The organism is Lentzea albidocapillata subsp. violacea (genome assembly GCF_900100275.1).
In the GTDB taxonomy this organism is placed as follows: domain Bacteria; phylum Actinomycetota; class Actinomycetes; order Mycobacteriales; family Pseudonocardiaceae; genus Lentzea; species Lentzea violacea.
The window spans coordinates 205,471-231,290 of sequence record NZ_FNET01000014.1; the positions used below are offsets into that span (position 1 = coordinate 205,471).

Below are 25,820 nucleotides of genomic sequence, written 5' to 3' on the forward strand. Positions count from 1 at the left end.
AGGGGGGTTTCTCGCTGGATTGGAAAGAGGGTGGGTCATGGGCGCATCCGAATGGCTTGACGTGCCGGTTGGCATCAACGCCCGGCAATGGGTGACGCGGCAAGGTCTGCGCACCGTCCTCGCCGTCGTGCACACGGTGACAAGCGGTGAGCGTGTGCTGGAGGCCGTCGAACTGCTGGAGACCGACCCGCGCCTGCAGGTCGTCTTCACCCAGGCTCCTGACGTCTTCGGCAACGGGGTGGAGGAGCTCCTGCGCTCGACCGGGGCGGTGGTGCTGCCCTGGGAACAGGCGATCCGGGAACGGTTCGACCTCGCGCTGGCGGCGGCGTACGGCACGTTGCACCGGGTGCACGCGCCCGTCGTCGCGATGGCACACGGTGCCGGGTACTCCAAGGGACATCGGAGCACGACCGGCGAACTGAGGCCTTACGGGCTCGACGGCCAACGCCTGCTGCACAACGGGAAACCCGTTGCGGACCTGGTCGTGCTCTCCCACGACAGCCAGCTCGAAGTGCTGCGCGACCAGTGCCTGGAGGCCGTGGACGTGGCCGAGGTGATCGGTGATCTCACCCTCGATCGGCTGACCGCGAGCCTGCCCTCGCGCCCTGCCTACCGCGCCGCCCTGGGCGTCGAGCCCGAGCAGACACTTGTGGTGGTCACGTCGACGTGGGGCGGCGACTCGCTGTTCGGCGCCCACCTGGAGCTCATTCCCCGGCTGCTCGAGGAACTGCCGGCCGACCGGTTCCGCGTGGCCGCGCTGTGCCACCCGGCGATCTGGTACGGACACGGGCCGAGACAGGTGAAGGCGTGGCTCGCGGACTGCGTCGACGCCGGGCTGCGGTTGTTCACGCCGGAGCTCGACTGGCGTGCCGCGATCGTCGCCGCGGACCACGTGATCGGTGATCACGGCTCCACAACCGCTTACGCCGCCGCGATCGGCCGGCGGGTGTCGCTCGTCGAGCCACCGCGGCGGCTCGCGGTCGTGGATGACTCCCCGCAGGCCAGGCTGGGAGGGCTCGCGGAGCGGTTGCGGAGCGGCGAGCCACTGGCCGCGCAGCTCGTCGCGGGTGACGACCTCGCGGATGAGGTGGCGCCGCTGGTGACCTCACGTCCGGGGCTGGCCGCCGCCGGACTGCGGGAGTCCTGCTACCGGTTGCTCGGGCTGACGGTGCCGGGCGCGCACCGGGCGCTGAGCCCCGTCGACGTTCCGCGGGTGTGGTCATGAGCCCGGACCCGGTGGTGGTGGACGTGCGCGATCCGGCCGTTCCGCGTGCCTGTGCCGACGTTCTGCGCACGTCCGCGTCGTCGTTGTCCGGGGGACGGCGCGCCGCGAGGATGTGGTTCGAACAGCTGCCTGGCCTGACGCTGGTCGCTGTCGTGCTCCCGCGCGGGCAGGTCGTCTTCCTCGGCAGGCAAGGAGGGCTGCTGCACGCCACGACGTGGCGGCCGGGCGTGGCCGAGCACGTCTACGTCAGCTGGGTGCGCACGATGTCCGCCAGCGGAGAGCCCAGCGACCGGTAGATCTTTTCGGCGGCACCGAGGTGGTCGCGCGCGTCGGCGAGACGGTTTTCCCGCTGCGCGACCGTTCCCAGCACGTGCAGCGCGTCGGCTCGGCCTTTGTCCGAACCGGCCGCTGTCATCGCGCGCAACCCGTCCTCGGCCCGTTGTGCGGCTGTCCCGAGGTCGCCGGTGCCGCAGTGCGCGGCGGCGAGTGCGATGGTCGCGCGGGCGTGGTTGTACGGATCCTGCCCCAGCTCGCCGAAGAGCTGCTCGGCGTGCACCAGCACAGGCCTCGCCTCCGCCGCGCGACCGAGATCGACGAGCGATCGACCGAGGTTGATCAAACTGAGCCCGGCCGACCGCGTCGCACCGAGCGCGAGGTTGGCCTCGGCGAGCCGCCCGAACTCGGCCGTGGCCTCCTCGGTGCGGCCGGATGCCTGGTACAGCAACGCGAGTCCTTCGCGGGCGTCACACAGACCGCGCTGGTCGTTCATGCGTGCCCACAGCTCCACCGACTCGGTCAGGTGCCGTTCCGCCTGGTCGAAGTCGCCCAGGCTCGTCAACACCAGGCCGAGTCGTTTGAGCATGTCGGCCAGCGCGAACTCGTTGCCCCATCGGCGAGCGGCGGCGACACCGCGTTCGTCGGCGTCCAGTCTGTCGCGGTAGAGCTTCAGCAGCAGGAACAGCGGCCACATGACGTCGGACATGTGCCACGAGAGTTCGGCGAGGTCGTGGTCCAAGGCCGCGCGCCCGACGGCGACGAGGTTCGGCCGCTCCCGTTCGAGCCAGCCGAGCGCACTGTCCCGGTCCGCGAACGACGGCACCGACCTCGGCGGCGACGAGAACGCGTACGGCAGTCGTCTGCGGTACGGCGTGAGCACCTCGTCGGCGCGCATGGCCGTGTACAGGTACCACTCGATGATGCGTCGCAGTGCCGCAGCGCGTTCCTCGGCCGTGTCATCGGCTTCCAGCCGTTGCCCGGCGTGCAGCCGCAGCAGGTCGAGGAAGCGGTACCTGTCCTCCGCGTGCTCCTCTACGAGGCTCACGTCGACCAGCCGTTCCAGCAGGGCGTCCGCGTCCTCGTCGTCGAGCACCGCCGCGGCGAGGCCGGGCCCGAAGTCGTCGCCGGGGTGCAGGCTCAGCCGCCGGTACACCGCGGCGGCCCGCGGGTCGAGCAGCTTGTACGACAGGTCGAACGTGGCACGCACGGACAGATCTCCTGACTGTGACAGGTTGACGAGCCGCGACCGTTCGTCGACGAGTTCGTCGTGCACCCGCCGCACGGACCAGTGCCTGCGGGCCAGCAACCGTGAGGCGGCCACCCGGATGGCGATGGGCAGCCCGTCGCAGAGCGCGACGAGGCGCGCGGTGTGACCCTGTTCCCCCGCGACCCTTGCGGCTCCGACAGCGCCGGCGAACATGGCGTACGCGGATGCCGCCGGCAACGGAGCGACTTCCACCAGTTGCGCGCCATCACCGACCAGTCCGACGAGCCTGCTTCGGCTGGTGACCACCACCAGGCTGCGTGATGACGACGGGACGAGCACCCGGGCCTGAGCCGCTGACAACGTGTTGTCCAACAGGACGAGCAGTGCCTTGTCCGCCGTCAGCGAGCGGTAGAGCGCCGTCTGTTCCGGAAGGTGCACCGGAACCTTTTCGGGCGGGGTGCCCAGCGCGCGGAGGAACGCGCCGAGAACCTCCGACGGATCGATCGACGCTCGCGGGCTGAAGCCGTTGAGGTCGACGAAGAGCTGCCCGTCGGGATATCGGTCCGCAACGGATCTGGCCCACTGCAGGGACAGCGCCGTCTTGCCGACACCGCCGGGACCGCTGAGCACGACGACGGAGCTCGTGGCTTCCGCGAGCACGGCGAGTTCCGCGGTGCGTCCGGTGAACCTCGTGGGCGGGGGAGGAAGCTGGCGGGGTACCGGAACGGGTTCGGACGGGTGCAGGTGCAGGCCGCCCTCGATGACCCCCGCCTGCACGCTCGTGCCCGTGACGGCACCGGTGATCCGGTTGCGGGTCGAGTCGGCGGGCTCGTCCATGCGGTCAAGCTGTTCCGTGAGCTCTGCCCGGTCCGCGCAGCTGGGTGTTCGCCTCCACCAGAAGGGCGCGGATGGTGCCGAAAGCCAGCCGGTGCTTGTCGCTCAGCGCACGGATGCTGGCGCCTGCCTCGTATTCGCGGCGCAGCAGCAAACCGCCCTGAACGCGTGCGGGATGGTCGTCCCTGCGGCCTTTCAGCACCTCGCCGAGCGGTGCGGTGATCGGTGCCGGGGTTCGGCCGGTCTTGTGCACCTGGTGCTTGCCGTCAGCCATCTGCTCCGGTGTCACACCGCAGAAGTAGAGCAGTGCTTCGACCTGCCGTTGGAACACCGGTTCGGACTTCGACTGGGGACGCACGGTGCTGGCGATCTCGGCCAGGAACTCCATCGGATCCGCGTCGTACAGCGTCATCAGCCGAATCAACCTCGGCATTGACGGCCGGTGCACGGCCTCTTCGTAGAACTTCAACGTCTCCGGGCGAACACCAGCCAGCTTCGCTGCCTGTTTAAGGGAATAGCCACCCGCCTCGCGCAGTGCCACCAGTCGTTCGCCCAGAGCGGGCCGGTACGCGACAAGATCGTGCGCGAGTTCTTCGTCCGTATTGAGTTGGCTCCACAATTCCCTATGCGATGGCATGGTGAGCTCCCCCGTCGTGCGCACCGTTCCTTGAGTGTGCAGCAGTTCGTGTCGGGATCCAAAGCGCCATATCGGGAACGCCTTCCAGACGTTACGTTCGAAGCGACCGGTGTCGCCTTCACGTACGCCAAAAGGCCGTACATCCATGGGAAATCGGGCGGGACGACGGCGAGTGCCGCTGTCGTCCCATGTCAACTGTGAAGGACCGGAACGTGGTCGATCCCACAGGGTGAAACAGGCTCAGGGCACGAATGTGTCGTCGAGCACCGTAGCAAACGGCAAAGATCGTTCTGCTTGTATCTCCGGATTGTCACCCATTAGATTGGGTGGATAACTGTTCAGCGAAATGCCCATATCGATAAAGACACACCCAGCGTGTCTAGTTCGTGGTGGCCAACGCGAATGGGAGTACTGCCGAAGCCCCTGCTTGACGCAGCGTTCTGGCGGCCACGGTCATGGTCCAGCCCGTGTCGATGTGATCATCGACGAGCAGGACGGGGCCATCGACATTTGAAATGTCGGGCACCTCGCCTGCCCGCACGAGCCCGGCCAGCCGCTGGGCGCTGTTGGCCCGGTGCGTCGACTCACCGAGCCACACGGTGCCCAGGAACGGCAGCCGCCCGATCGACGCGATCTTGTGCCCGAAGCTGCCGACGAGCTCCGGGCGCCGGCGCGAACCGACCGTCACCACGCCTACCGGCCGTTCGTCCCAGCCCCACGCCGTCAGCACCTTCACGCACGCCGCGAACACGTCGTCCGGGATCTCGCGGTCGGCTCCGTCCGCGAGCAGGTCGCGCAGCCGGTTGCCCCAGCCGATGTCGGTGAGCCTGCCGAGCGCCCTGCCCGTGGCCGCCACCTCGGTCGCGGGGATCTTGCCGGACAGCGGGACGCCGATCGCGGCCATGCCCGTCGGCCACATCTTGCGCGGCGCCACGTCCAGGCCGGGACGCAGCAGCCGTTCGCGAGCCGCTTCCGCCGCCACCTCGGACACCTCGACCGACAACCGCTCGCCGGTGCAGTTGTCGCAGCGGCCGCACTCGTGCGAGGTCGGGTCGTCGAGTTGGTCCTGCAGGAACTTCATCCGGCACTCGCCGGTGCGCAGGTACTCGATCATCACCTGCTGCTCGGCCTTGCGCGCCTGGGCGATGCGCGCGTACCGCTCGCCGTCGTACTCCCACGGCCGGCCCGTCGACTCCCAGCCGCCGCGCACCCGCCGGACCGCGCCGTCGACGTCCAGCACCTTCAGCACGACCTCGAGCCTGCCGCGGGACAGCTCCACCCTCGGTTCCAGCGCCGCCGTCGAAAGCGGTTTGCCCGCGCCGTCGAGTGCGGCCAGCACCTGCCGCACGACCACCTCCGGCGGGAACGCCAGCGACGTGAAGTACGCCCAGATGTCCTTGTCCTCGTGGCCCGGCAGCAGGACCACCTCGGCCCGTTCGACGCCGCGGCCCGCACGGCCGATCTGCTGGTAGTACGCGATCGGGGAGGACGGGGCGCCCACGTGCACGACGAACCCCAGGTCCGGCTTGTCGAAACCCATGCCGAGGGCGGAGGTGGCGACGAGCGCCTTGACTTTGTTGTTCAGCAGGTCTTCCTCGGCGCGCTCACGCTCGGAGGGTTCGGTCTTGCCCGAGTACGCGGCCACCGCGAACCCGCGCGAGGCGAGGAACGCCGCGATGTCGTCCGCCGCCGCGACCGTGAGCGTGTAGATGATCCCGGAACCCGGCATGCGGTCGAGCTGCTCGGCGAGCCACCCGAGGCGCGACTCCGCGGTCGGCAGCAACGCGACCGACAGCCGCAGACTGTCCCGGTCCAGTGGCCCGCGCAGCACCAGCGTGCCCTCGTCCGCGCCGAGCCCCAGCTGCTCGGTGACGTCGTGGACCACCCTGTTGTTGGCCGTCGCCGTCGTCGCCAGCACCGGCACGCCCGGCGGCAGCTCCGTCAGCAACGTCCGCAGCCTGCGGTAGTCCGGCCGGAAGTCGTGGCCCCAGTCCGAGATGCAGTGGGCCTCGTCGACGACGAGCATGCCCGCCGACGCCGTCAGCGACGGCAGCACCGCATCACGGAAGTCAGGGTTGTTCAGCCGTTCCGGACTCACCAGGAGCACGTCGACCTCGCCGGCCGCGACCTGCTCCTGCACCGCGTCCCACTCGCCGGGGTTTGCCGAGTTGATCGTCACCGCGTGCACACCGGCCCGCGCCGCCGCGTCGATCTGGTTGCGCATCAACGCGAGCAACGGCGACACGATCACCGTGGGGCCCTCACCGAGCTGACGCAGCAACGCCGTCGCGATGAAGTACACGGCCGACTTGCCCCAGCCCGTGCGCTGGACGACGAGCGCTCTGCGGCGCTGGGCCACGAGAGTGTGGATCGCGGTCCACTGGTCCTCGCGCAGCTCCGCCCCAGGGCCCGCCAGTGCCCGGAGCCGTTCCTCCGCCAGTCCACGCAACGCGATGTCGTCCATGAGGCGCAAGCTTGCCAGGCGGGTCTGACAGTGTCTGTTTGCCGCTGCTCCGCAGACGGCGGCGAGTTCGCCGGGAAGCCGGTCGTCCGGCCACCGATTCGGGCCGAATCGCCTTCGGCGGTTGACCTGAATCGGTGGCCGGACGACCGACGCGAACTCGCGGGCGTCGGAAACTCGCTCCAGTGCGTCCCGGACCAGGTCGTAAGCTGTGTTGCGTGACTGATGACCTGCGCGATCAGGTGCACGCGGCAGCTCGCCGCGCCCGTGTCGCCGCCGACGAACTCGTCCTCGCCACCCGTGAGCGCAAGGACACCGCGCTGCTCGAGATGGCCGCCGCGCTCCGCAAGCGCACGCCAGAGATCATCGAGGCCAACCAGAAGGACCTCGAAGCCGGCAGGGCAGCGGGTCTCCCGGACAACATCCTGGACCGTCTCACCCTCACCGAAGCGCGCATCGACAGCGTCGCCACCGGCCTGGAAACCGTTGCGGGACTTCCGGACCCGGTCGGTCAGGTGATCACCGGCGGTATCCTCCCGAACGGGCTGGAGCTCAAGCAGGTCCGCGTCCCGATGGGCGTCGTCGGCATGGTCTACGAGGGCCGTCCGAACGTCACGGTCGACGCCGCCGGGCTTGCCCTGAAGTCGGGCAACGCCGCGCTGCTGCGGGGTTCCTCGACTGCCGAGCACTCCAACACCACCCTCGTCGCCGTCCTGCGCGACGCACTCGAAAGCGTGAATCTGCCGGCCGACTGCGCGCAGCTCCTGCCGTGCCACGACCGCGCGTCCGTCACCCATCTCATCACCGCGCGTGGCCTGGTGGACCTGGTGATCCCCCGCGGTGGCTCGGGTCTGATCAACGCCGTGGTGGAGCAGGCGACGGTTCCCACGATCGAGACCGGCGTCGGCAACTGCCACGTGTACGTGGACGCGAACGCCGACCTCGACATGGCCGAGGCGATCGTCCTCAACGCCAAGACGCGGCGCACGAGCGTGTGCAACGCGGCGGAGTCCCTTCTGGTGCACAAGGACGTCGCGGCGGAGTTCGTCCCGCGCATCACCAAGGCGCTGCAGCAGGAGAACGTGACCATCCACGGCGACGAGCAGTTCGCCCGGCAGTCCGACGTGGTCGCCGCCAACGACGAAGACTGGGGCACCGAGTACCTGAGCCTCGACATCGCGGCGAAGGTCGTCGACTCGCTGGACGACGCGGTGAAGCACATCGCCACGTACGGCTCCGGCCACAGCGAGGCGATCGTCACGAACGACGTCGCGTCAGCACGCCGGTTCACGGCCCGTGTGGACGCGGCGGCGGTGTTCGTCAACGCCTCCACGGCCTTCACCGACGGCGCGGAGTTCGGCATGGGCGCGGAGATCGGCATCTCCACGCAGAAGCTGCACGCACGCGGTCCGATGGGCCTGACTGAGCTGACGTCCTCTAAATGGGTCGTGTGGGGCGAAGGACACACACGCCCGAAGGCGTAGCTCTACGTTCGGAGACATGGCTCCCACCTATCCGTTCTCCGAAACTGACGGCCTGACCCTCGATCCGACCTATGAACGGCTACGGCGCGAAGAACCCGTCTCGCGCGTGACGTACCCGTACGGCGGCGAGGGTTGGCTCGTCACGTCCTACGAAGAGACGAAGTTCGTCCTGGGCGACCCGCGGTTCAGCCGTGCGCGGACGGTCGGCCAGGACGTGCCTCGGATGCAGCCCCTCATCGCGCCGGGCGGGTCGATCCTCACGCACGACGGCGCGGACCACTCGCGCATGCGCAGGCTGGTGTCCAAGGCGTTCACGGTGCGCCGGATCGAGGAACTGCGGCCGCGCGCCCAGCAGATCACCGACGAACTGCTCGACCGCCTGGACAACCCCGGTGACCTGGTCGAGGGCTTCAGCATGCCGTTCCCGATCACGATCATCTGCGAGCTGCTCGGCGTGCCGTTCGAGGACCGCGAGGACTTCCGCAGGTGGTCGAACCAGGCGCTGTCCACGGTCGGTGGCCACACGCCTGAAGAGGCGACGGACGGCGTCATGAAGCTGTACGCCTACTTCACTGAACTCGTCGCGAAACGCCGTGCGCACCCCACGGACGATCTGATCAGCGCGCTCGTCGCCGCACGGGACAACGAGGACCGGCTGAGCGAGGACGAACTCGTCCGGTTCGGCATCACGTTGCTGGTCGCGGGCCACGAGACGACGGCGAACATGCTCGCCAACAGCGTCGTGACGCTGTTCGAGCACCCGGACGCCATGAAGAGCCTGCGTGAGGCCCCCGACAAGCTCCCGAACGCCATCGAGGAGCTGCTGCGGTTCATCCCGCTGGGCAGTGGCGCCGGTTTCCCCCGCATCGCGACCGAGGACGTCCAGGTCGGCAACGCGCTGGTGAAGGAAGGCGACACCGTGCTGGTGGTCGCGTCGTCGGCGAACCGCGACGAGGCGATGTACGCCAACGGCGGCGAGCTGGACCTGGAGCGCGAGGTCGGTCAGCACATGCAGTTCGGCCATGGCATCCACTTCTGCCTCGGCTCGCAGCTCGCACGGATGGAACTGCAGGTCGCGCTGGGCACGTTGCTGCGCCGCCTGCCCGGTCTGCGGCTCGCCGAGCCCGTCGAGTTCCGCAGGGGTTCGCTGGTCAGGGGCCCGCTGAGGCTTGTCGTGGCCTGGTGAGAAAAATCTTGGGCCAGTCGCGTAATGGGGGAGCGGCCGGCACGTTCCTCCTATGCGCGCGGCTCTGCTTCGGGGTGGGCCGCGCCCCGCACGGCTCGTCCTCCCCCTGAGCCGTGCGGTGTGATCAGCACGACCGGCGTTGGGTCATGGGAGCGGCCCGGCGCCGGTCTACGCTGCTTTGATGCGCATCGGCGTCATGGGTGGCACGTTCGATCCCATCCACCATGGCCACCTCGTGGCCGCCAGCGAGGTGCAGGCCAGGTTCGACCTGGACCGCGTGATCTTCGTGCCGACGGGTCAGCCCTGGCAGAAGGCGTCGCGGGAGGTCTCCGCAGCCGAGGACCGTTATCTGATGACGGTCATCGCCACGGCCTCCAACCCCCGGTTCTCGGTCAGCAGGGTGGACATCGACCGTGAGGGCCCCACGTACACCGTGGACACGCTCATGGATCTCAAGAAGCAGTACCCGGACGCCGACCTGTTCTTCATCACGGGTGCGGACGCGCTGGAACAGATCCTGTCGTGGAAGCGCGCGGCGGACGCGTTCGAGCTCGCCCACTTCATCGGCGTCACCCGTCCGGGCTACACGCTGAACGACCGCCACCTGCCGCCCGGCTCGGTGTCGCTCGTCGAGGTACCGGCCATGGCGATCTCTTCGACCGGATGCCGCGCGCGTACCGCATCCGGGCAGCCCGTTTGGTACCTGGTCCCCGACGGTGTCGTCCAATACATCGCTAAAACAGGCCTGTACTCCGAGTCGTAACCACGTTCGAGTGGATTTTGCGTGCATTGGAGCGCTCGGGGAGCAACAATCAGCGGGTTGTTGCTGGTTCGTGGAAGGCAAGACTTTGGCTACAGGCACCGTGAAGTGGTTCAACGCCGAAAAGGGCTTCGGCTTCATCGCGCCCGACGACGGCTCGGCCGACGTCTTCGTGCACTACTCGGAGATCCAGTCCAAGGGTTTCCGTTCGCTCGAAGAGAACCAGAAGGTCGAGTTCGAGGTCGGACAGGGCCAGAAGGGGCCGCAGGCCCAGCAGGTCCGCCCGCTCTAAGGCCTCGGCACCGGGGAAGGCCACCTCAGGGCGCTGAGGTGGCCTTCGTCATGCGTGGGTGTGGAGTACCCGTTGGCGCGCGCCGGTACCCTCAGTAACTCGTGTGGGCGTATCGACGCTCGCCGGAAGTCAGAGGAGTGACGTGGCAGCCACCGACGAGGCACGACGGCTGGCGCTGGTCGCGGCGAACGCAGCGGCCGACAAGAAGGCGCACGACGTGACGGTGCTCGACGTCTCCGACCAGCTCGTGATCACCGACGTGTTCGTGATCGCGTCCGCTCACAACGAGCGGCAGGTCGGCGCGATCGTCGACAACATCGAGGAGAAGCTGCGGGAGGCCGGCACGAAGCCGGTGCGCCGCGAAGGGGCCCGCGAGGGCCGGTGGGTGCTGCTGGACTTCGTGGACGTCGTGGTGCACGTTCAGCACACGGAGGAGCGCAGCTTCTACGGCCTGGAGCGGCTGTGGAAGGACTGCCCGCGGATCGAGTTCGAAGCGGACGCCCCTGCCGACTCCAAGGCTGAATGAGGTAGCTGATGGCCCTGAGCCGGCTCGTGCTGTGGCGGCACGGTGAGACCGACTACAACGCGACCGGTCGTCTGCAGGGTCATCTGGACTCGGCGCTCACCGAGACCGGCTTGAACCAGGCCAGGTTCGCCGTGCCGGTGCTCGCCGGGTTCGAACCGGAGATCGTCGTGGCGTCCGACCTCCAACGCGCGCGCAACACCGCCGGGGTGTTCACCTCGTCGACGGACATTCCGTTACGGATCGACGAACGGCTGCGCGAGACCCACCTGGGCAAGTGGCAGGGCCTGAACGTGGCCGAGGTGGAGCGGGAGTGGCCAGGCGCGGTCACGGTGTGGCGCACCGATCCGACCTTCGTGCCGCCGGACGGCGAGTCGCGCGTCGAGGTGGCCGAGCGGGCCATCAAGGTCGTGCACGAGGTGGACGCGGAGTTCTCCGGCACCGTGCTGCTGTGCGCGCACGGTGGCCTGATCAGCGCCCTGACCGGCCGGCTGCTCGGCCTGCCGGTGGAGAACTGGTCGCAGCTCGGTGGCATCTCGAACTGCCACTGGACCGTGTTCACCCGGCGCAACGACCTCTGGCGGCTGACGTCGTACAACGCGGGCACCACGCGTTGAGACTGCTCGTCCTCGGGGACTCGCTGTCGTTCTTCGGGCCGTCCGGGCCGCTGCCCGCTGATCATCCACGCCTGTGGCACAACATCTGTGCCGAGGCGCTGGGTGGAACGGCTGAGCTGGCGGCCGGCTTCGGGTGGACGGCGCGGGACGCCTGGTGGGCGTTGACCGGGGATCCACGGATCTGGTCGTTGCTGCCCCGTACGGACGTGCTGGTGTTCGCGGTGGGCAGCATGGACACGCTGCCCTCGCCGTTGCCGACGTATCTGCGCGAGGGGCTGCGTTATGTGCGGCCGGACTGGCTACGGCGGTGGGTGCGTGCGCGGTATCAGTTCGTGCAGCCCCGGTTGGCGCCTTACACGCGGGCGTCGTTGCCTCCTGCGCTGACCGCGCGTTATCTGCGGGACATGCTGGAGTCCGTTCGCAATCTCCAGTACACGATGCCGGCGGTCGGGATCGTGCCGTCGGTGCATCGCGCGGCTACGTACGCGTACGCCCATCAGGGGCACGCGGCTGCGGTTGCGGCCGTGCGTGGCTGGGCCGCGGGTGCGGACGTGCCGTTGCTGGACCTGCCCGCCGTGATCGGGGAGCACGTGCGGTCCGGTGCCGGAAACCCGGACGGGATGCACTGGGGCTGGGAGGGCCACGAACTCGTGGGCAAGGCGATGGCCTCATTGATCTCGTCCGTGGCGTTGAGTCCCTCGGAGGAGTGAGCCCCGTAGGCTCGTCGCTCGTGCGCATCTCCATCGTCACCGACTCCACGGCATACCTGCCCGAGGGGTTCGCGAAGCGCCATGCGATCACCGTGGTGCCGCTGCACGTCGCGGTGGACGGTGCCGGACGCCTCGACGGCGTCGACTTCGGTCCTTTCGAACTGGCCAGTGCCCTCGCCGAGCACCGCCGGGTGACCACGTCACGTCCCACGCCGGGCGAGATGGCCGCCGTGTACCGAGAGGCCCTGTCGTCGTCAGATGCGGTCGTGTCCGTGCATCTCTCTCGTGAGCTGTCCGGGACGTGGGAAGCCGCACGGCTGGCTGCGGAGGAGGTCGGTCCTACTCGGATTCGCGTTGTCGACTCGCGGTCGACGGGCATGGGGCTCGGGTTCTCGGTGTTGCGCGCATGTGCGGCCGTGGCCGCCGGGTGCTCGCACGCCGAGGTCGAGGACGCTGCTTCCGCGGCCGCTCACCAGACGCGGATGTTCTTCTGCCTGGAGACGCTGGACTACCTGCGCCGAGGCGGGCGAATCGGTACGGCGGCGGCGCTGGTGGGGACCGCGCTGGCTGTGAAACCGTTGCTGCACATGGACGACGGCCGGATCGTCCCGCTGGAGAAGGTGCGCACGATGAGCCGCGCGGTGGGCCGTCTGGTCGACCTGGCGGCGGCCGCGGCGGGCGATGGTCCCGTCGGACTGGCCGTGCACCACCTGGCCGCTCCCGAACGCGCCGCCGAACTGGCGACCCGCCTGGACGAACGGCTGCCCGGCTCCACGGGATGCGTGATCTCGGAGGTCGGCGCGGTGATCGGCGCGCACACGGGCCCAGGCGTGCTGGGCGTCGTGGTGCTGCCGGGAGGACCCGACAGCCTCCCACAGTCCCCCGACAATTCCTCGTCCCCGATGCGCGAGTGATCGCGACCTGTCCACAACCCGCGAGTAATCCACAGCCCCGGAGCTCACCCCACCTCCCCACCCATCCCGCTCCGTAACGTCGCTCGCATGTTCCCCCGCTCCCACCAGGACTCCCTCCCGACCGAACGCCTGGCCGCCCTGGCCGACAAGGTGAGAGCCGACCCGACCCTGGTCTACGCACGATCAGAGGACTCGGACGAACACGGCTCGCCCCGCCGCCGCTTCCGCCTGCCGCGCCTCCCGCGCCGCGGCCTGCTCGCTCTCGGCGTGGCCGTGGCGTGCACGGTGATAGGCCTGGGCAGCTGGTGGCAGAGCTCCGCCGCCGAGCCGGCCCCGGACCTGGCCCTGGTGAGCACCACGGTCCCGGCCCCCGAGCTGGTCGTGGACGTGGTCGGCGAGGTGGCCACCCCAGGCCTGATCACAGCACCGTCAGGCGCCCGAGTCGCCGACGCCGTCCGCCTCGCCGGAGGCATGAAGCCGGGCACGAACCTGTACAACCTGAACCTGGCCCGCAAACTCACCGATGGCGAACAGATAGCGGTGGGCATCCCACCCCCGCTCCAGGCAGGCGCGGCCCAGGCCGGTGGGTCCCAGCCGAAGCTGAACCTGAACTCCGCCAGCGCGACCGAACTGGACGGCCTCCCCGGCGTGGGCCCGGTGACGGCTCAACGCATCGTCGAGCACCGCACCCGCAAGGGCCCGTTCGCGTCGGTGGACCAACTCCGCGACGTGGAGGGCATCGGCGAATCGAAGCTGGCCAAGCTGGCCAAGCTGGTCCACACATGACCCTCGCGACCAAGGCCCTGGCCCTCTACCACCGCACCAGAGCCCAGTACCTCCAGCTAACCAGCCCATCCCGCTTCCCAGCGGACCACAACCACCTCGCCCGCCCGCTGGCCGTCACGTTCCCCCTGCACCGCTCCCCAACCTCGCCCCGCCGCCGGCGCCGCCCGCTGAACACCGCGCTCCGCCACCTGCTGGCCACTTCCTTCCCGCCACCTCCACCACCGCGCCCGGCTCCGCTTGTTCCACTCGCTGCTTCACCACTCGCTGCTGCTGCGCCAGCCGCTGCTTCAACTGTCGCTGCTGCTCCGGCCGCCGCTGCTGCTCCGGCCGCCGCTGCTTCACCTGTCGCTGCTGCGCCAGCCGCTGCTGCGCCAGCCGCTGCTGCGCCAGCCGCTGCTGCGCCAGCCGCTGCTGCGCCAGCCGCTGCTGCTCCGCCCGTCGTCATGCAACGGCAGTGCCGCATATGCGCCGCAACCGTGCAGCCGCCCTGAACCTGCCGCCGTACCAACGAAAACGAGCCGCGCGACCCCAACATCAGTCCGCCGCCCAGCCCACACCACCCCGACCGCCCAGGTGAATCCACCGCCTCACCGCGGCCGGGCTCCTGACCTGTCCTCCCGGCCAGCCCACCAATCCAGCCGGACCCGCCTACAGCGTTCCGAGCCGCGATCTCAGCCCGGAGCCCACTTTCCGTCACCGATCGGAGTCAGCCATGCCGTCAGTCCGCAGCACCCGTCACCCGCGCATCGACACCGCCTGGCACCACCCCACCGCCTGGCACCACCCCACCGCCTGGCACCACCCCACCGCCTGGCACCACCCCACGGCCAGGCACCCCCAAGTGCAGGCGCAATCCCTCCCGCACCGTCCCCCGAAGCTTCCGCGACCACGCCAGGGCAGCCCCACCCATGACCCGAGACCTCCCACCGGACAGGGGAGGCCCCGATGCCTCGCAAACACCCGGTAACCCACGACTTCCGCCTGGTCCCGGCAGCCGCGGCAGTCTGGGCCACAGCCGTGGCCGGTCTCTTCCTGAGCTGGCAGGCCGCAGTGCTCACCGGTCTGGCCGCAGGAGCCGTCGGCCTCACGGCGTGGCGAAGAGCCTGGTGGAACAGGACCTGCGCGATAGCGCTCCTGATCTCCGGCCCGGTCGCCGCGGCCTGGGTGGGCGGCAACGTCCTGCGAGCCGAGTCCCACCCACTCCATCTGGCCGCCGACGAAGGCCGCAGCACCACCCTCACCGTCGAACTCACCACCAGACCGAAGGGAATCCGGGCCGCGGGCTTCGGCGGAACCCAGGCAGGCGTGGAGAACGTCGTGATCAGAGCGACGGCGAACGGCGCCCAGCTGGTGCTGCTGGCCCCGGCGGACAAGTGGCGAGATCTGTTGCCAGGGCAGAAGGTCACGGTCAAAGGCACTCTTGCGCCCTCTAGGGGCGGCGACCTGGCGTCGGCGTTGTTGAGGGTGCGCGGTCCGCCGCAGGACCCGTGGCCGGCACCGGTCTGGCAGACCTGGGCCGACGAGCTCCGCGATGGCCTGAGACAGGCCAGCAAGGTCCTCGGCGACGAGGAAGCCGGGCTCCTGCCGGCCCTCGTGGTGGGCGACACCGAGCAGATGGTGCCGCGCATCGTGGAGGAGTTCCGGACCGCCGGCCTCGCCCACCTGCTCGCGGTGAGCGGGGCGAACCTGGCCATCGTCTGCGGGGCGGTCTACCTGCTCACCAGACGCCTCGGTCCACGTCCGGCGGCGTTCGCCGCCCTGGCGGCGCTGGTCGGGTTCGTCATCCTGGCCGGACCGGAGCCGAGCGTGCTCAGGGCCGCTGTCATGGGTGCTGTCGCGCTGCTGGCGCTGGTGCTGGGCCGGCAACGGTCCGCGGTGCCGAGCCTTGCGACGGCGGTGCTCGTCCTGGTGTTGCACGATCCGGCGCTGGGTGGTGATCCGGGGTTCGCGTTGTCCGTGGTGGCGACGGCGGCGTTGGTGCTCGTCGCGCCGAAGTGGGCGCGGGCGCTCAAACGGCGTGGCGTGCCGAACGGGCTGGCTGAGGCGATCGTCGTGCCGATGGCCGCGAGCCTGGCCACGGCGCCGGTGGTGGCCGGGCTCTCCGGACAGGTGAGCCTGGTGTCGGTGGTGGCCAACCTCGTCGCCGGGCCGGTGGTCGCGCCGGCGACCGTGCTGGGTGTGCTGGCGGCGGCCGTCGCGCCGCTCTCGCCCCAGGTGGCCGAGGTGGTCACCCACGTCGCCGGGCCCGCTGTGAGTTGGCTGATCACGGTCGGGCGGCAGGCATCGGCTGTGCCCGGCGCGGCGGTCGGCTGGCCGGACGGCTGGGCCGGCGCGTTCGCGCTGACGGTCGTGACCGCCGTGGTCGTGTTGTTGGTGCGGTTCAAGAAGACGCGGACGTTGGTCGTCGCGGTGCTCGTAGGCGGGTTCGTGGTGCTGGTGCCGGTGAGAGTCGTGGCGCCGGTCTGGCCGCCTGCCGGGTGGAAGGTCGTCAGCTGCGACGTCGGCCAGGGCGACGCGCTGGTCCTCGCGACCGACGCCGCCGACACGGCGGTGCTGGTCGACACCGGGCCCGATCCCGGCGCGGTCGACCGGTGTCTGAAAACGCTGGGAATCAAGAGGATTCCGCTGGTGGTGCTGACGCACCTGCACGCGGACCACGTCGGCGGCCTAGACGCCGTGTTCACCGGTCGTGCGGTGGGGGCGGTGGCAGTCGGGCCGCTCAAGGAGCCCGCGTGGGCGTGGAGGGAGGTCAGCGAACGGGCGCGCGCTCACGGCGTGCGGGTCGTGGAGCCGAAGGCAGGCGAGCGGTTCGCCTTGCCAGGACTGGAGTTGGAGGTGATGGGACCGAGGCGGCCGCCGATCGCCGGGGCCGAGAACACGACGGTGAACGACTACTCGCTCGTGCTCAGGGCGCACACGAGGGCGGGCCGGGTGTTGCTCACCGGTGACGTCGAACTGACCGGCCAGGCGGCGTTGCTGGGGGAGCGGGACCTGAGCGCCGAGGTGCTCAAGGTGCCGCACCACGGTTCGCGGTACTCGCTGCCCGCGTTCCTGAAGGCCGTGCGGCCTCGGGTGGCGCTGGTGAGCGTCGGCGCGGGCAACAGGTACGGGCACCCGAGCCCACACGTCATCGACGTGTTGCGGGCGGCAGGTGCGTTGGTGTTGCGCACGGACAAGGACGGCGACCTGGCGGTGTTGCCGGGAAACCGAATCGTACGAAGGAGAAGAGATGGTCTGGGTCAGGTTGTTCAACGCGCGCTACCCGATTCCCGGTGGCACGCCGGGCCTCGCATGGGCGCTGTGGCAGACGAACTACTCGGCCACGCCGTGGCCGCACGACGAGCTGAAACCAGATTTCGGTTACTACATCTGCGAAACACTCGAAGACGGCACCCGCGCCGTCACGCACAAGGCGACGACCACGCACGCGCTGCCGCCGACGAAGGCGGCGACACCGGAGGAGGCGTACGACCTCGCCGCGGAGCACGTGTTCGACGACGCGCTGCGGATCGCGCCGGACGTCTGGCACGACTACCACTACAACGCACTCAAGGCGGAAGCCCCGTGGCCGCAACGGATCGTGGCATGGCGAGCGACCGTGGAGGCGGTCGGGCCGCACGTGGTGGATGGCCTGCAACGCTTCCCGCGCACGGGCTGGCTCAAGACGGACGCGATCTCCTTGTGAGCCAACGTGTTCATGTCCGGACGTGAAACGGCTCGGGGACGCGAGCGCGTCCCCGAGCCGGAGGAAGGGTGGAGGGAGGTGGTTAACCCAGTGCCTTGATGACGGCCTCGGCCGACGGCGGGACCGTCGCGCGCGGGCCGATCGTGTCGCCGAGCGCGTCGAGGGTCTTGAGACCGTCGCCGGTGATCAGCAGCACGGTCTCGGCGTCCGGGTCGAGCTGGCCCGACTCGAACAGCTTCTTCGCCGTCGCGACGGTCACGCCACCGGCGGTCTCGGCGAAGATGCCCTCGGTGCGGGCGAGCAGCTTGATGCCCTCGACGACCTCTTCGTCGGTGACGTCGTCGATGGCGCCGTTGGTGCGGCGCACCGCGTCGAGCACGTACGGGCCGTCGGCCGGGGCGCCGATCGCCAGCGAGCGGGCGATGGTGTCCGGGCGGACTGGGCGGATGACGTCGTGGCCCGCCTTGAACGCGGCGGAGATCGGGGAGCAGCCGGTGGCCTGCGCGCCGAACACCTTGTACGGCGAGGCTTCGACGAGGTCGAGCTGGCCGAGTTCGCGGAACGCCTTGTCGACCTTGGTGAGCTGCGAGCCGGACGCGATCGGCACGACGATCTGGTCGGGCAGGCGCCAGCCGAGCTGCTCGGCGACCTCGTAGCCGAGCGTCTTCGAGCCTTCCGCGTAGTACGGGCGGACGTTGACGTTCACGAACGCCCAGTCCTCGTTCTCCGCGGCGAGTTCCTGGGCGAGGCGGTTCACGTCGTCGTAGTTGCCGTCGACGGCGATCAGGGCGCCTTCGTAGACGGCGCTCATGAGGATCTTGGCGCGCTCGAGATTGGAGGGAACGAGAACGACGGACTTCCAGCCCGCGCGGGCGGCGGCCGCGGCGACGGCGTTCGCCAGGTTGCCGGTGGATGGGCAGGCCAGCACCTTGAAGCCGAGTTCGCGGGCGGCGGCCAGCGCAACGCCGACGACGCGGTCCTTGAACGAGTGCGTGGGGTTGCCGGTGTCGTCCTTCACCCAGATCTTGCGGACGCCCAGGGCCTTGGCGAGGTTGTGCGCCTCGACCAGGCGTGTGCCGCCGGGATCGGTGTTCGGGTGCTGTTCCACAGTGGACGGAACAGGGAGGAGGCCGCGGTAGCGCCAGATCGACCTGGGGCCGGCCTCGATGTCCTCGCGCCGGATCTTGCCGAAGTCGTAGGCCACTTCCAGCGGCCCGAAACACTCGAGACAGGCGTACTCAGGTGCGAGAGGGGTTTCGTTGCCACACTCCCGGCACAGCAGTGCCCGGGCAGGGCCGAGGTCGAACTTCGTGCTCGTGGGCACAGTGACAGCAGTCATCGCGAGGTATCTCCTCATCTTTCCCGCGAAATCGAACGGGTCGGAATTGGCACCGTGATCGTCTGCGCGAGCTGTGCGCACAGATGTGCACATAGCGCTGACGCCGGTTGCCGGGGCTTCTTCGGGCCGTTCCCTCTGCCCCTCTGGATGAGCGGTGTTCAGTTGTGGCCACCAACCTACGGCAACAGCCCGTCGCGCATCCACAAACGTCCGCAAACGTCCACGATCCGGGACGTGGCAGGATGCGGAGCGTGAGCGCACCGGAGTCACTGCACCTCGTCGTCGGCGAGGAGGAGTTGCTGGTCGAACGTGCTGTTCGGGCGGCTCTCGAGGCCGCACGGGAGGTCGATCCGACCGCCGACCTGACCCGCGTCCAGGTGACTGATCTCACGCCTCCCGAGCTGGCCGAACTGGTGAGTCCGTCGCTGTTCGCGGAGGGTCGCGTGATCGTCCTGCAGAACGGGCAGGACATCAGCAAGGAGGTCGCCGACATGGTGCTCTCCTACGTCAAGGCGCCCGCGGACGGTGTCACGCTCGTCGTCGTGCACACGGGCGGTGGTCGCAGCAAGGCGGCCAAGGACCTGCCCGGACAGCTGAAGAAGGCCGGCGCCGCCGTCACGGAGTGCGGCAAGGTCACCAAGCAGGGTGATCGCGAGGCGTTCGTGCGCAACGAGGTGCGGCGCGCGGGCGGCAAGATCGACTCCGAAGCGGTCGCCACGCTCATCGACGCCGTGGGCACGAACCTGCGCGAGCTCGCCGCGGCCTCGTCGCAGCTCGTCGCCGACACCGACGGCAAGGTGACGGTCGAGGAGATCCGCCGCTACCACCAGGGCAAGGCCGAGGTGACGGGGTTCGCCGTCGCGGAGAAGGCCGTCGTCGGTGACCGGGCGGGCGCCATGGAGGCGTTGCGCTGGGCCATGCAGCTCGGCGTGCCGCACGTGCTGGTCGCGGATGCGCTGGCAGACGCTGTGCGCACGGTCGCGCGCGTGTCCGCGGTGGGCCGCGCCGACCCGTTCAGCCTGGCCGGGCCGCTCGGCATGCCGCCGTGGAAGATCAAGAAGGCGCAGGCCCAGTCCCGCGGCTGGGACCAGTCGGGCCTCGCCGACGCGATGCAGGTGGTCGCCGGGCTCAACGCCGACGTGAAGGGCGTGGCGGCCGACGCCGACTACGCGCTGGAACGCGCCGTACTCCGGATCGTGGCCGCCCACAGCCGCCGCTGACCCGCCGGATCACTCCCGGCGCGGGATCCCGATCAGGTACTGGGCTCCTACGCCAACCGTGCCCGAGACCACATGCGAAAGGGCTCCACCTCCCGGAGGAAGTGGAGCCCTTTGCAGCAGCTGGAAGCGCTACGAGCGAGATCAGCCCTCGAGGGAGTTCGCGCGCAGGGCCATCGCCGACTTCTTGTTGGCGGCCTGGTTGGCGTGGATGACGCCCTTGGTGGCGGCCTTGTCGAGCTTGCGGGACGCGTCCTGCAGCAGCTCCAGGGCCTTCGCCTTGTCACCGGCCTCGGCAGCCTCGCGGAACTTGCGGATGGCCGTCTTCAGAGACGACTTGACCGACTTGTTGCGAAGGCGAGCCTTCTCGTTGGTCTTGATCCGCTTGAGCTGGGACTTGATGTTCGCCATGCGACATCACCCTTCTTGTCGAAACCGGGGTTCGTGGCGCGCTTGGTCGGCACCGGTCACGAGGACCGGGTCTCCTCCACGGCGGAGAGCCGCGCGTTCACGACGACGAAGGATATCAGGCCAGCTCAGCGCACCGTGAAGGTGGCCTTCCCGGCAACCACCGCCGCCTCGGGAGAACTCGATGACGGCGTTTTCACGCTGGTGAAACGCCTGTTCAGCCGCCCAGGATGGAGCGCGTCAGCGACTGTCTTTCGTCCATCAGCTCGGCCAGCGCGGCTGCGATCGTGGGTTCGCCCAGCCGCACGCGCTCAACGCCGGGTTGCTCGTCCAACGCGAGCAGCGTCGCCCGCCGCACGAGCTCCTTCACGAACGACGCCGTGACGCCCTCGCTCGCCGCCACGATCGCGGAGGCGTCTGGAAGATCGAGATCCGTGCGGGACGCGTAGAGCCGCAACAGCCGTTCGCGGGCGTGCGCGTCGGGCAACGGCACCTGCGTCGCGAGGTCGATCCGGCCGGGGCGCTGGGCCAGGGCCTGCTCCATCACGTCCACGCGGTTCGTGGTGAGCACGAACGTCACGTCCGCCTCGGAACCGACACCGTCCATCTCGTTCAGCAGCTCGAACAGTGCCGGGTTGCCGAACTCGGTGTGCCGCCGGTCCTCCGCGATCAGGTCGACGTCCTCGACGACCACAACGGACGGCGCGAGCTTCCGCGCCATCGACGTCGCCACTTTCAGGAGTTTGAACATCGCGACGCCGCTCAGCACGATCACCGTCGAGGACTCCAGCCGTCCCATCAGGTACCGGATCGTGTGTGTCTTGCCGGTGCCTGGCGGGCCGTGGAGCAGCAGCCCGCGTTTCAGGTGTTGCCCGTGGGCTCTCAGCCGTGCGCTTTGTTCGGCCGTGCGTACGACGTGGCGTTCGATGGTGTCGAGCACACCGTCTGGCAGAACGACGTCCTCAGGTCGCAACGACGGTCTCGGCAGGAACGTGAGCAGCTGGTTGCGCCGGTGCTCGCTCAGTCCGAACGCCATCACCTTGCCCTGGAACAGGTTGTGGCGGGCGATGTGTCCTTCGACCGCCTCACGCGTGGCCGTCGCTATCTCTCTCGACCCGGCGAGCACCTGCAGCGAACACTGGGAATCGCAGTCCTCGCCCGGACCCTGCAGCGCGATCACCACCGGATCGCCGTCCGGTGACCGGGAGAGGACCAGGCCGAGCTGCACTGCCTCGACCGCGGTGTCGGGGCCGGTGGCCACCGTCGCGTAGTCGACGGGACCGAGCCCGAAGCTGCCGTCGTGGACCGCTCCGCTCAACATGTCCACGAGGTACTGGAACGCGCGCCTTCCCGCTATGCCGAACCACTCCGCCCCTGGGGAGTGCTCGGCCAGGTACGTCTCGATCCCGCGGTGGACGTTGACGTGTTCCCAGGCCATGAACTTGGCCGTCACCGTGGGAACCTGTGCCATCGGAATGCCTATGTGCCCGGAGACCTTCCGGACCAGCGTCGACTCCGCGCCGTCGGAGACCAGTTTCCTGGCCTCCTCCAACAACCCCTGCAGAGCCGACGCGAGCGATCGTGCGTCAGATGTGTGGAGATCCGTCATCGATTCCACCGTACGCACTAACCCTCTGGCCCGGCCTCCGTGTTTTCCTCAGGATTCTTCGGTGGCCTGCCCCGACGCGGCATTTTCTTTGCCTCATTGGGCAAGCGGCCGGCCTCCGACAGCGCACGCCGCAGCAGGAACTCGATCTGCGCGTTGGTGCTGCGCAGCTCGTCGTTCGCCCACCTGCTCAACGCGTCGTGCACGGCCGGATCAAGCCTGAGCAGAACGCTTTTGCGCTCGGCCATCAGGTGTAGAGGGACCCTGCGTTCACCACGGGCTGGGTGGATCGGTCACCGCACAGGACGACGAGCAGGTTCGACACCATCGCCGCCTTGCGTTCCTCGTCGAGCTCGACCACGTTCTGCTCGGAGAGCCGCTGCAGCGCAAGCTCCACCATGCCGACGGCGCCCTCGACGATCCGTGTCCGTGCCGCCACGACCGCGCTGGCCTGCTGCCGCTGCAGCATCGCGTGGGCGATCTCCGGCGCGTACGCGAGATGTGTGAGCCGCGACTCGATCACCTTCACGCCCGCGGACTGCACCCGCGCGGCGATCTCGATGGAGAGGGTCTCGGTGATCTCGTCCGCGTTCTCCCGCAACGAGAGCCCGGCTTCCTCGTGGTTGTCGTACGGGTAGCTGTTCGCGATGTGCCGCACCGCGGTCTCGGTCTGGATGCCGACGAACCGCACGAAGTCGTCGACCTCGAACCGTGCGCGCGCAGTGTCCTCGACCTGCCACACGACCACGGCGGCGATCTCGATCGGGTTGCCGTCCGCGTCGTTGACCTTGAGCGCCGACGTCTCGTGGTTCCGGATCCGGGTCGAGATCTTTTCCCGCGTGTTGAACGGGTTCACCCACCGCAGACCGTCCGTGCGCACCGTGCCCACGTATCGGCCGAAGAACTGCTGCACCCGCGCCTCACCCGGCGCCACCGTGAAGAGGCCCCGGAACACCAGCGCCCCCGCCAGGAACAGCAGGATCCCCACGAGCAGGAGTCCCGCTGACGGCTCGTCGTTGGCGGCGGCCCTGAGTCCCTCGACGAACGTCCATGCAGCCACCGCGACCAACACCACCCCTCCGAAGAACATGGGCAGACCGGGCAGGTCCCGTGCGTGCTTCTCCCGCACCACGGGCGCCGGCATCTGCACTGTCGTGTCCACAACCGCGCTCATTCAGACCCCCTATCGAAGTAGTATCTAAGTGATATCACTTTTCCGAGGTGATCGCCAGTTAGGCTTGATCGCATGAGGGCGAAGAAGCAGCGCGTGGCGGCGTACGGGGTGTGCATCAACGAGCGCGACGAGATCCTCCTGGCGCGCTGGCTTGGCCCAAAGGGCAAACGTTGGATCCTGCCGGGAGGCGGCATCGACCACGGCGAGCACCCGTACGACGGGGTCATCCGGGAGATCGAGGAGGAGACCGGCTACCTCGCCGAGGTGGTCCGCCTGCTCGGCATCGACTCCGAGTTCCGGGAGGACCCCGACCGCGACTACCACGCGCTTCGCATCATGTACGAGGTGCGGATCGTCGGCGGCGAGCTGCGCAACGAGGTGGACGGCACGACCGACCTCGCCCAGTGGTTCCCTCTCGCAGACATCGGACAACTTGAGCGAGTGCCGTCGCTGGATACGGCCCTCGGTTTGTACCGGACTACCCCACCTGCCGGAATCCTGCGCTAGCTTGGGTCCACCGCCGCCGATGACCCAACACCGGAGTTGGCGAATGATCCGATCACTGGCCGCAGTCGGCGCGGCCGCCCTGCTGTCGTCCTTCGTCCCCGTGCCGGCCCACGCGGCTGTCGTGAGCGTCTCGAGCGTGTCCTCTCTGCAGGCCGCCCTCGACACCGCGCGAGCCGGTCAGCGCATCGTGCTGGCCCAGGGCCGGTACACCGCCGACCAACCAGTCAAGATCACCAAGTCGGGCATCACCGTCGCCGCGCAGACCGTCGGCGGCACGGTGTTCACCCGCGGCGGCTTCGAACTCGGGGCCGTTCGAGACGTGACGATCGAAGGCTTCGTTTTCAACGGAACCAGCACGCTCTCGGTCCCCGCGGCAGCGCGGGCCACGCGCATCACCCGCAACACGTACTCGGGGAACAAGAACGGTGCTTCGCTCAGCGTGAGTGCCGACGACGTCCAAATCGACCACAACACGTTCCAGAACCGGACCAACGCGGGTGTCTACCTGCAGATCACCGGCCCCGGCAGCCAGATCGCCAAGCGGTCGTGGATCCACCACAACTACTTCTACAACCACCAGTTCACCGGTGCGAACGGCGGTGAGTCGATCCGGCTCGGCTACAGCCACAAGCAGTCGAAGTCGGCGAACGCGATCGTCGAGTACAACCTGTTCGAGAAGGCGAACGGCGACGCCGAGGCCATCTCGATCAAGTCATCGGACAACATCGTCCGCTACAACACGATCCGCAACAGCAAGGGCTACATCGTCCTGCGCCACGGCCACCGCACCACGGTCGAGGGCAACCTGCTGTTCAACAGCGGCATCCGGTTCCACGGCAACGACCACAAGGTCATCAACAACTACGTGGAGACCACCAAGGACCGCGCGATCGTGTTCGGCTCGGGCAAGGAGGCCGACAGTGGCCCCGACTCGAAGCTGCACGACCGGCCGGACCGCGTGACGGTCGCGTTCAACACGCTGATCGGTACCGGTGCGGTGGTCGACAGCGACGGCGGTGCTTTCAAGCCGAAGGACTGCGTGCTCGCGAACAACGTCATTCGAGGTTCGTCGGGTGGGGTCGTCTCCATGCACGCCGGTTCGACCGTCAAGTACCAGGGCAACGTCATCTGGGGCGGCACCGGCGGCAACATGCCGTCGTCCGGTTACAGGTCCGTGGACCCGAAGCTGGTGAAGGACGCCAACGGACTGTTCCGGCTGTCTTCGGGTAGCCCGGCGGTCGACACTTCGGCCGGCACCTACTCCTATGTGACGCGTGACTTCGACCTGCAGTCGCGCTCGGGCAAGCCCGATGTCGGGGCAGATGAGTACAACTCCTCGGCGGTGCGGAAGCCGCTGACGAAGGCCGACGTCGGGGTCTCCGCACCCTGACGAACGCATTTGTCCTGGTGATCGCACGTGTGGCGGTCACCAGGACCCCCCGATTTGGAGATCGAAACAGGCCCGTGTAATGTTCTCCATGTCAGAGCGAAGCGGGCCGGGAAATACAGACCGGAACGAGCCTGGCAAAAACCGGAGAGATAAAGCCTCCTAGAGGCCGATTTGACACCGGCGAGCAGGACCAAATAAGCTTCGCAACACAAGCCCCGGAAGTAAGTCAGCGAAAAGCTGATGTGACTGCGGTGTGCGCGTGTTCTTTGAGAACTCAACAGCGTGCCGAAACACAGCCAGTAATATATGAATACCTCCTCGTCGAGGTATTCCTTTGAGAAGATAGATGCCAGACATATTCCGTCTGGAGCGATCACACAATCCTTATTGGAGAGTTTGATCCTGGCTCAGGACGAACGCTGGCGGCGTGCTTAACACATGCAAGTCGAGCGGTAAGGCCCTTCGGGGTACACGAGCGGCGAACGGGTGAGTAACACGTGGGTAACCTGCCCTGTACTCTGGGATAAGCCTTGGAAACGAGGTCTAATACCGGATACGACACTGGATCGCATGATCTGGTGT

At 68.6% G+C, this 25,820-nt stretch carries 23 protein-coding genes, 1 rRNA gene and 1 riboswitch; of the genes, 16 read left to right on the forward strand and 8 right to left on the reverse strand.

The features are described 5' to 3' along the window. The first annotated feature begins 37 nt into the window (after positions 1 to 37). Both BLR21_RS28375 and BLR21_RS28380 read left to right on the forward strand, forming a co-directional pair. On the forward strand, positions 38 to 1,225 hold the full coding sequence (locus BLR21_RS28375; RefSeq protein WP_143027898.1) for a hypothetical protein: 1,188 nt from the start codon (positions 38 to 40) through the stop codon (positions 1,223 to 1,225). After that, a complete protein-coding gene (locus BLR21_RS28380; RefSeq protein WP_143027899.1) occupies positions 1,222 to 1,521 on the forward strand; it encodes a hypothetical protein in 300 nt (99 codons plus the stop codon). Before BLR21_RS28375 ends, BLR21_RS28380 begins: the two co-directional genes overlap by 4 nt. Here BLR21_RS28380 and BLR21_RS28385 read toward each other — a convergent pair. The 3 genes from BLR21_RS28385 to BLR21_RS28395 form a co-directional block, all read right to left on the reverse strand. Next, the gene (locus BLR21_RS28385) at positions 1,467 to 3,545 is read right to left on the reverse strand and encodes an ATP-binding protein (RefSeq protein WP_090010471.1); all 2,079 of its coding nucleotides are present in this window, start codon (positions 3,543 to 3,545) and stop codon (positions 1,467 to 1,469) included. The two genes, BLR21_RS28380 and BLR21_RS28385, sit on opposite strands and share 55 nt — an antisense overlap. A 4-nt stretch (positions 3,546 to 3,549) precedes the next feature. Then, positions 3,550 to 4,203, reverse strand: a complete 654-nt coding sequence (locus tag BLR21_RS28390; protein ID WP_176929830.1) for a helix-turn-helix domain-containing protein — start codon at positions 4,201 to 4,203, stop codon at positions 3,550 to 3,552. A gap of 355 nt (positions 4,204 to 4,558) precedes the next feature. Then, on the reverse strand, positions 4,559 to 6,643 hold the full coding sequence (locus BLR21_RS28395; RefSeq protein WP_090010478.1) for a RecQ family ATP-dependent DNA helicase: 2,085 nt from the start codon (positions 6,641 to 6,643) through the stop codon (positions 4,559 to 4,561). Between the two features lie 215 nt (positions 6,644 to 6,858). On the opposite strand from BLR21_RS28395, the gene BLR21_RS28400 reads away from it, so the two are divergent. The 10 genes from BLR21_RS28400 to BLR21_RS28445 all read left to right on the forward strand — a co-directional run bounded on the left by BLR21_RS28400 (position 6,859) and on the right by BLR21_RS28445 (position 17,623). Then, complete coding sequence (locus BLR21_RS28400; protein ID WP_420843917.1) at positions 6,859 to 8,124, forward strand: glutamate-5-semialdehyde dehydrogenase; 1,266 nt, start codon at positions 6,859 to 6,861, stop codon at positions 8,122 to 8,124. Positions 8,125 to 8,140: 16 nt separating this feature from the next. Then, a complete protein-coding gene (locus tag BLR21_RS28405) occupies positions 8,141 to 9,310 on the forward strand; it encodes a cytochrome P450 (RefSeq protein WP_090010484.1) in 1,170 nt (389 codons plus the stop codon). Between the two features lie 181 nt (positions 9,311 to 9,491). Then, the gene (nadD, locus tag BLR21_RS28410; RefSeq protein ID WP_090010486.1) at positions 9,492 to 10,073 is read left to right on the forward strand and encodes a nicotinate-nucleotide adenylyltransferase; all 582 of its coding nucleotides are present in this window, start codon (positions 9,492 to 9,494) and stop codon (positions 10,071 to 10,073) included. Positions 10,074 to 10,158: 85 nt separating this feature from the next. Continuing rightward, entirely contained in the window at positions 10,159 to 10,362 is a 204-nt protein-coding gene (gene cspE, locus BLR21_RS28415) for a transcription antiterminator/RNA stability regulator CspE (RefSeq protein ID WP_030468099.1), read from the forward strand. Positions 10,363 to 10,504: 142 nt separating this feature from the next. Then, positions 10,505 to 10,888 (forward strand): ribosome silencing factor, encoded by a 384-nt coding sequence (rsfS, locus tag BLR21_RS28420; RefSeq protein WP_090010489.1) that lies wholly within the window; start codon positions 10,505 to 10,507, stop codon positions 10,886 to 10,888. An 8-nt stretch (positions 10,889 to 10,896) separates the two neighbouring features. After that, positions 10,897 to 11,502 carry a histidine phosphatase family protein gene (locus BLR21_RS28425; protein ID WP_090010493.1) on the forward strand — a complete coding sequence of 202 codons (606 nt, stop codon included), beginning with the start codon at positions 10,897 to 10,899 and terminating at the stop codon, positions 11,500 to 11,502. After that, on the forward strand, positions 11,499 to 12,212 hold the full coding sequence (octT, locus tag BLR21_RS28430; protein WP_090010496.1) for a diglucosylglycerate octanoyltransferase: 714 nt from the start codon (positions 11,499 to 11,501) through the stop codon (positions 12,210 to 12,212). Before BLR21_RS28425 ends, octT begins: the two co-directional genes overlap by 4 nt. Positions 12,213 to 12,232: 20 nt before the next feature. Next, positions 12,233 to 13,126: a DegV family protein gene (locus BLR21_RS28435; RefSeq protein WP_090010595.1), complete on the forward strand. Its 894-nt coding sequence runs from the start codon at positions 12,233 to 12,235 to the stop codon at positions 13,124 to 13,126. A gap of 87 nt (positions 13,127 to 13,213) precedes the next feature. After that, positions 13,214 to 13,912, forward strand: a complete 699-nt coding sequence (locus BLR21_RS28440; RefSeq protein WP_090010499.1) for a ComEA family DNA-binding protein — start codon at positions 13,214 to 13,216, stop codon at positions 13,910 to 13,912. Positions 13,913 to 14,857: 945 nt separating this feature from the next. Next, a complete protein-coding gene (locus BLR21_RS28445; RefSeq protein ID WP_090010502.1) occupies positions 14,858 to 17,623 on the forward strand; it encodes a DNA internalization-related competence protein ComEC/Rec2 in 2,766 nt (921 codons plus the stop codon). Between the two features lie 56 nt (positions 17,624 to 17,679). On the opposite strand, the gene thrC is transcribed toward BLR21_RS28445, so the two are convergent. After that, the gene (gene thrC, locus BLR21_RS28450) at positions 17,680 to 18,936 is read right to left on the reverse strand and encodes a threonine synthase (RefSeq protein ID WP_090010506.1); all 1,257 of its coding nucleotides are present in this window, start codon (positions 18,934 to 18,936) and stop codon (positions 17,680 to 17,682) included. Positions 18,937 to 18,947: 11 nt separating this feature from the next. Then, positions 18,948 to 19,090, reverse strand: a riboswitch (SAM riboswitch). Positions 19,091 to 19,178: 88 nt separating this feature from the next. Here thrC and holA point away from each other — a divergent pair. Beyond that, entirely contained in the window at positions 19,179 to 20,156 is a 978-nt protein-coding gene (gene holA, locus BLR21_RS28455) for a DNA polymerase III subunit delta (RefSeq protein WP_090010510.1), read from the forward strand. A 141-nt stretch (positions 20,157 to 20,297) separates the two neighbouring features. Here the strand turns inward: holA and rpsT are convergent, their stop codons facing one another. The 4 genes from rpsT to BLR21_RS28475 all read right to left on the reverse strand — a co-directional run bounded on the left by rpsT (position 20,298) and on the right by BLR21_RS28475 (position 23,341). Continuing rightward, positions 20,298 to 20,564, reverse strand: a complete 267-nt coding sequence (gene rpsT, locus BLR21_RS28460; RefSeq protein WP_030479455.1) for a 30S ribosomal protein S20 — start codon at positions 20,562 to 20,564, stop codon at positions 20,298 to 20,300. A 214-nt stretch (positions 20,565 to 20,778) separates the two neighbouring features. Further along, positions 20,779 to 22,170 (reverse strand): AAA family ATPase, encoded by a 1,392-nt coding sequence (locus BLR21_RS28465; protein ID WP_090010513.1) that lies wholly within the window; start codon positions 22,168 to 22,170, stop codon positions 20,779 to 20,781. 17 nt (positions 22,171 to 22,187) lie between these two features. Continuing rightward, complete coding sequence (locus tag BLR21_RS28470; RefSeq protein ID WP_090010516.1) at positions 22,188 to 22,415, reverse strand: type II toxin-antitoxin system antitoxin; 228 nt, start codon at positions 22,413 to 22,415, stop codon at positions 22,188 to 22,190. Beyond that, positions 22,415 to 23,341 carry an SPFH domain-containing protein gene (locus tag BLR21_RS28475; RefSeq protein ID WP_090010519.1) on the reverse strand — a complete coding sequence of 309 codons (927 nt, stop codon included), beginning with the start codon at positions 23,339 to 23,341 and terminating at the stop codon, positions 22,415 to 22,417. Before BLR21_RS28475 ends, BLR21_RS28470 begins: the two co-directional genes overlap by 1 nt. Positions 23,342 to 23,413: 72 nt before the next feature. On the opposite strand from BLR21_RS28475, the gene BLR21_RS28480 reads away from it, so the two are divergent. The 3 genes from BLR21_RS28480 to BLR21_RS28490 form a co-directional block, all read left to right on the forward strand. Further along, on the forward strand, positions 23,414 to 23,848 hold the full coding sequence (locus BLR21_RS28480; protein ID WP_090010523.1) for an NUDIX hydrolase: 435 nt from the start codon (positions 23,414 to 23,416) through the stop codon (positions 23,846 to 23,848). Positions 23,849 to 23,891: 43 nt separating this feature from the next. After that, on the forward strand, positions 23,892 to 25,238 hold the full coding sequence (locus BLR21_RS28485) for a polysaccharide lyase 6 family protein (RefSeq protein WP_090010525.1): 1,347 nt from the start codon (positions 23,892 to 23,894) through the stop codon (positions 25,236 to 25,238). 384 nt (positions 25,239 to 25,622) lie between these two features. After that, positions 25,623 to 25,820: ribosomal RNA gene (locus BLR21_RS28490) — 16S ribosomal RNA — on the forward strand; the annotation flags it as partial.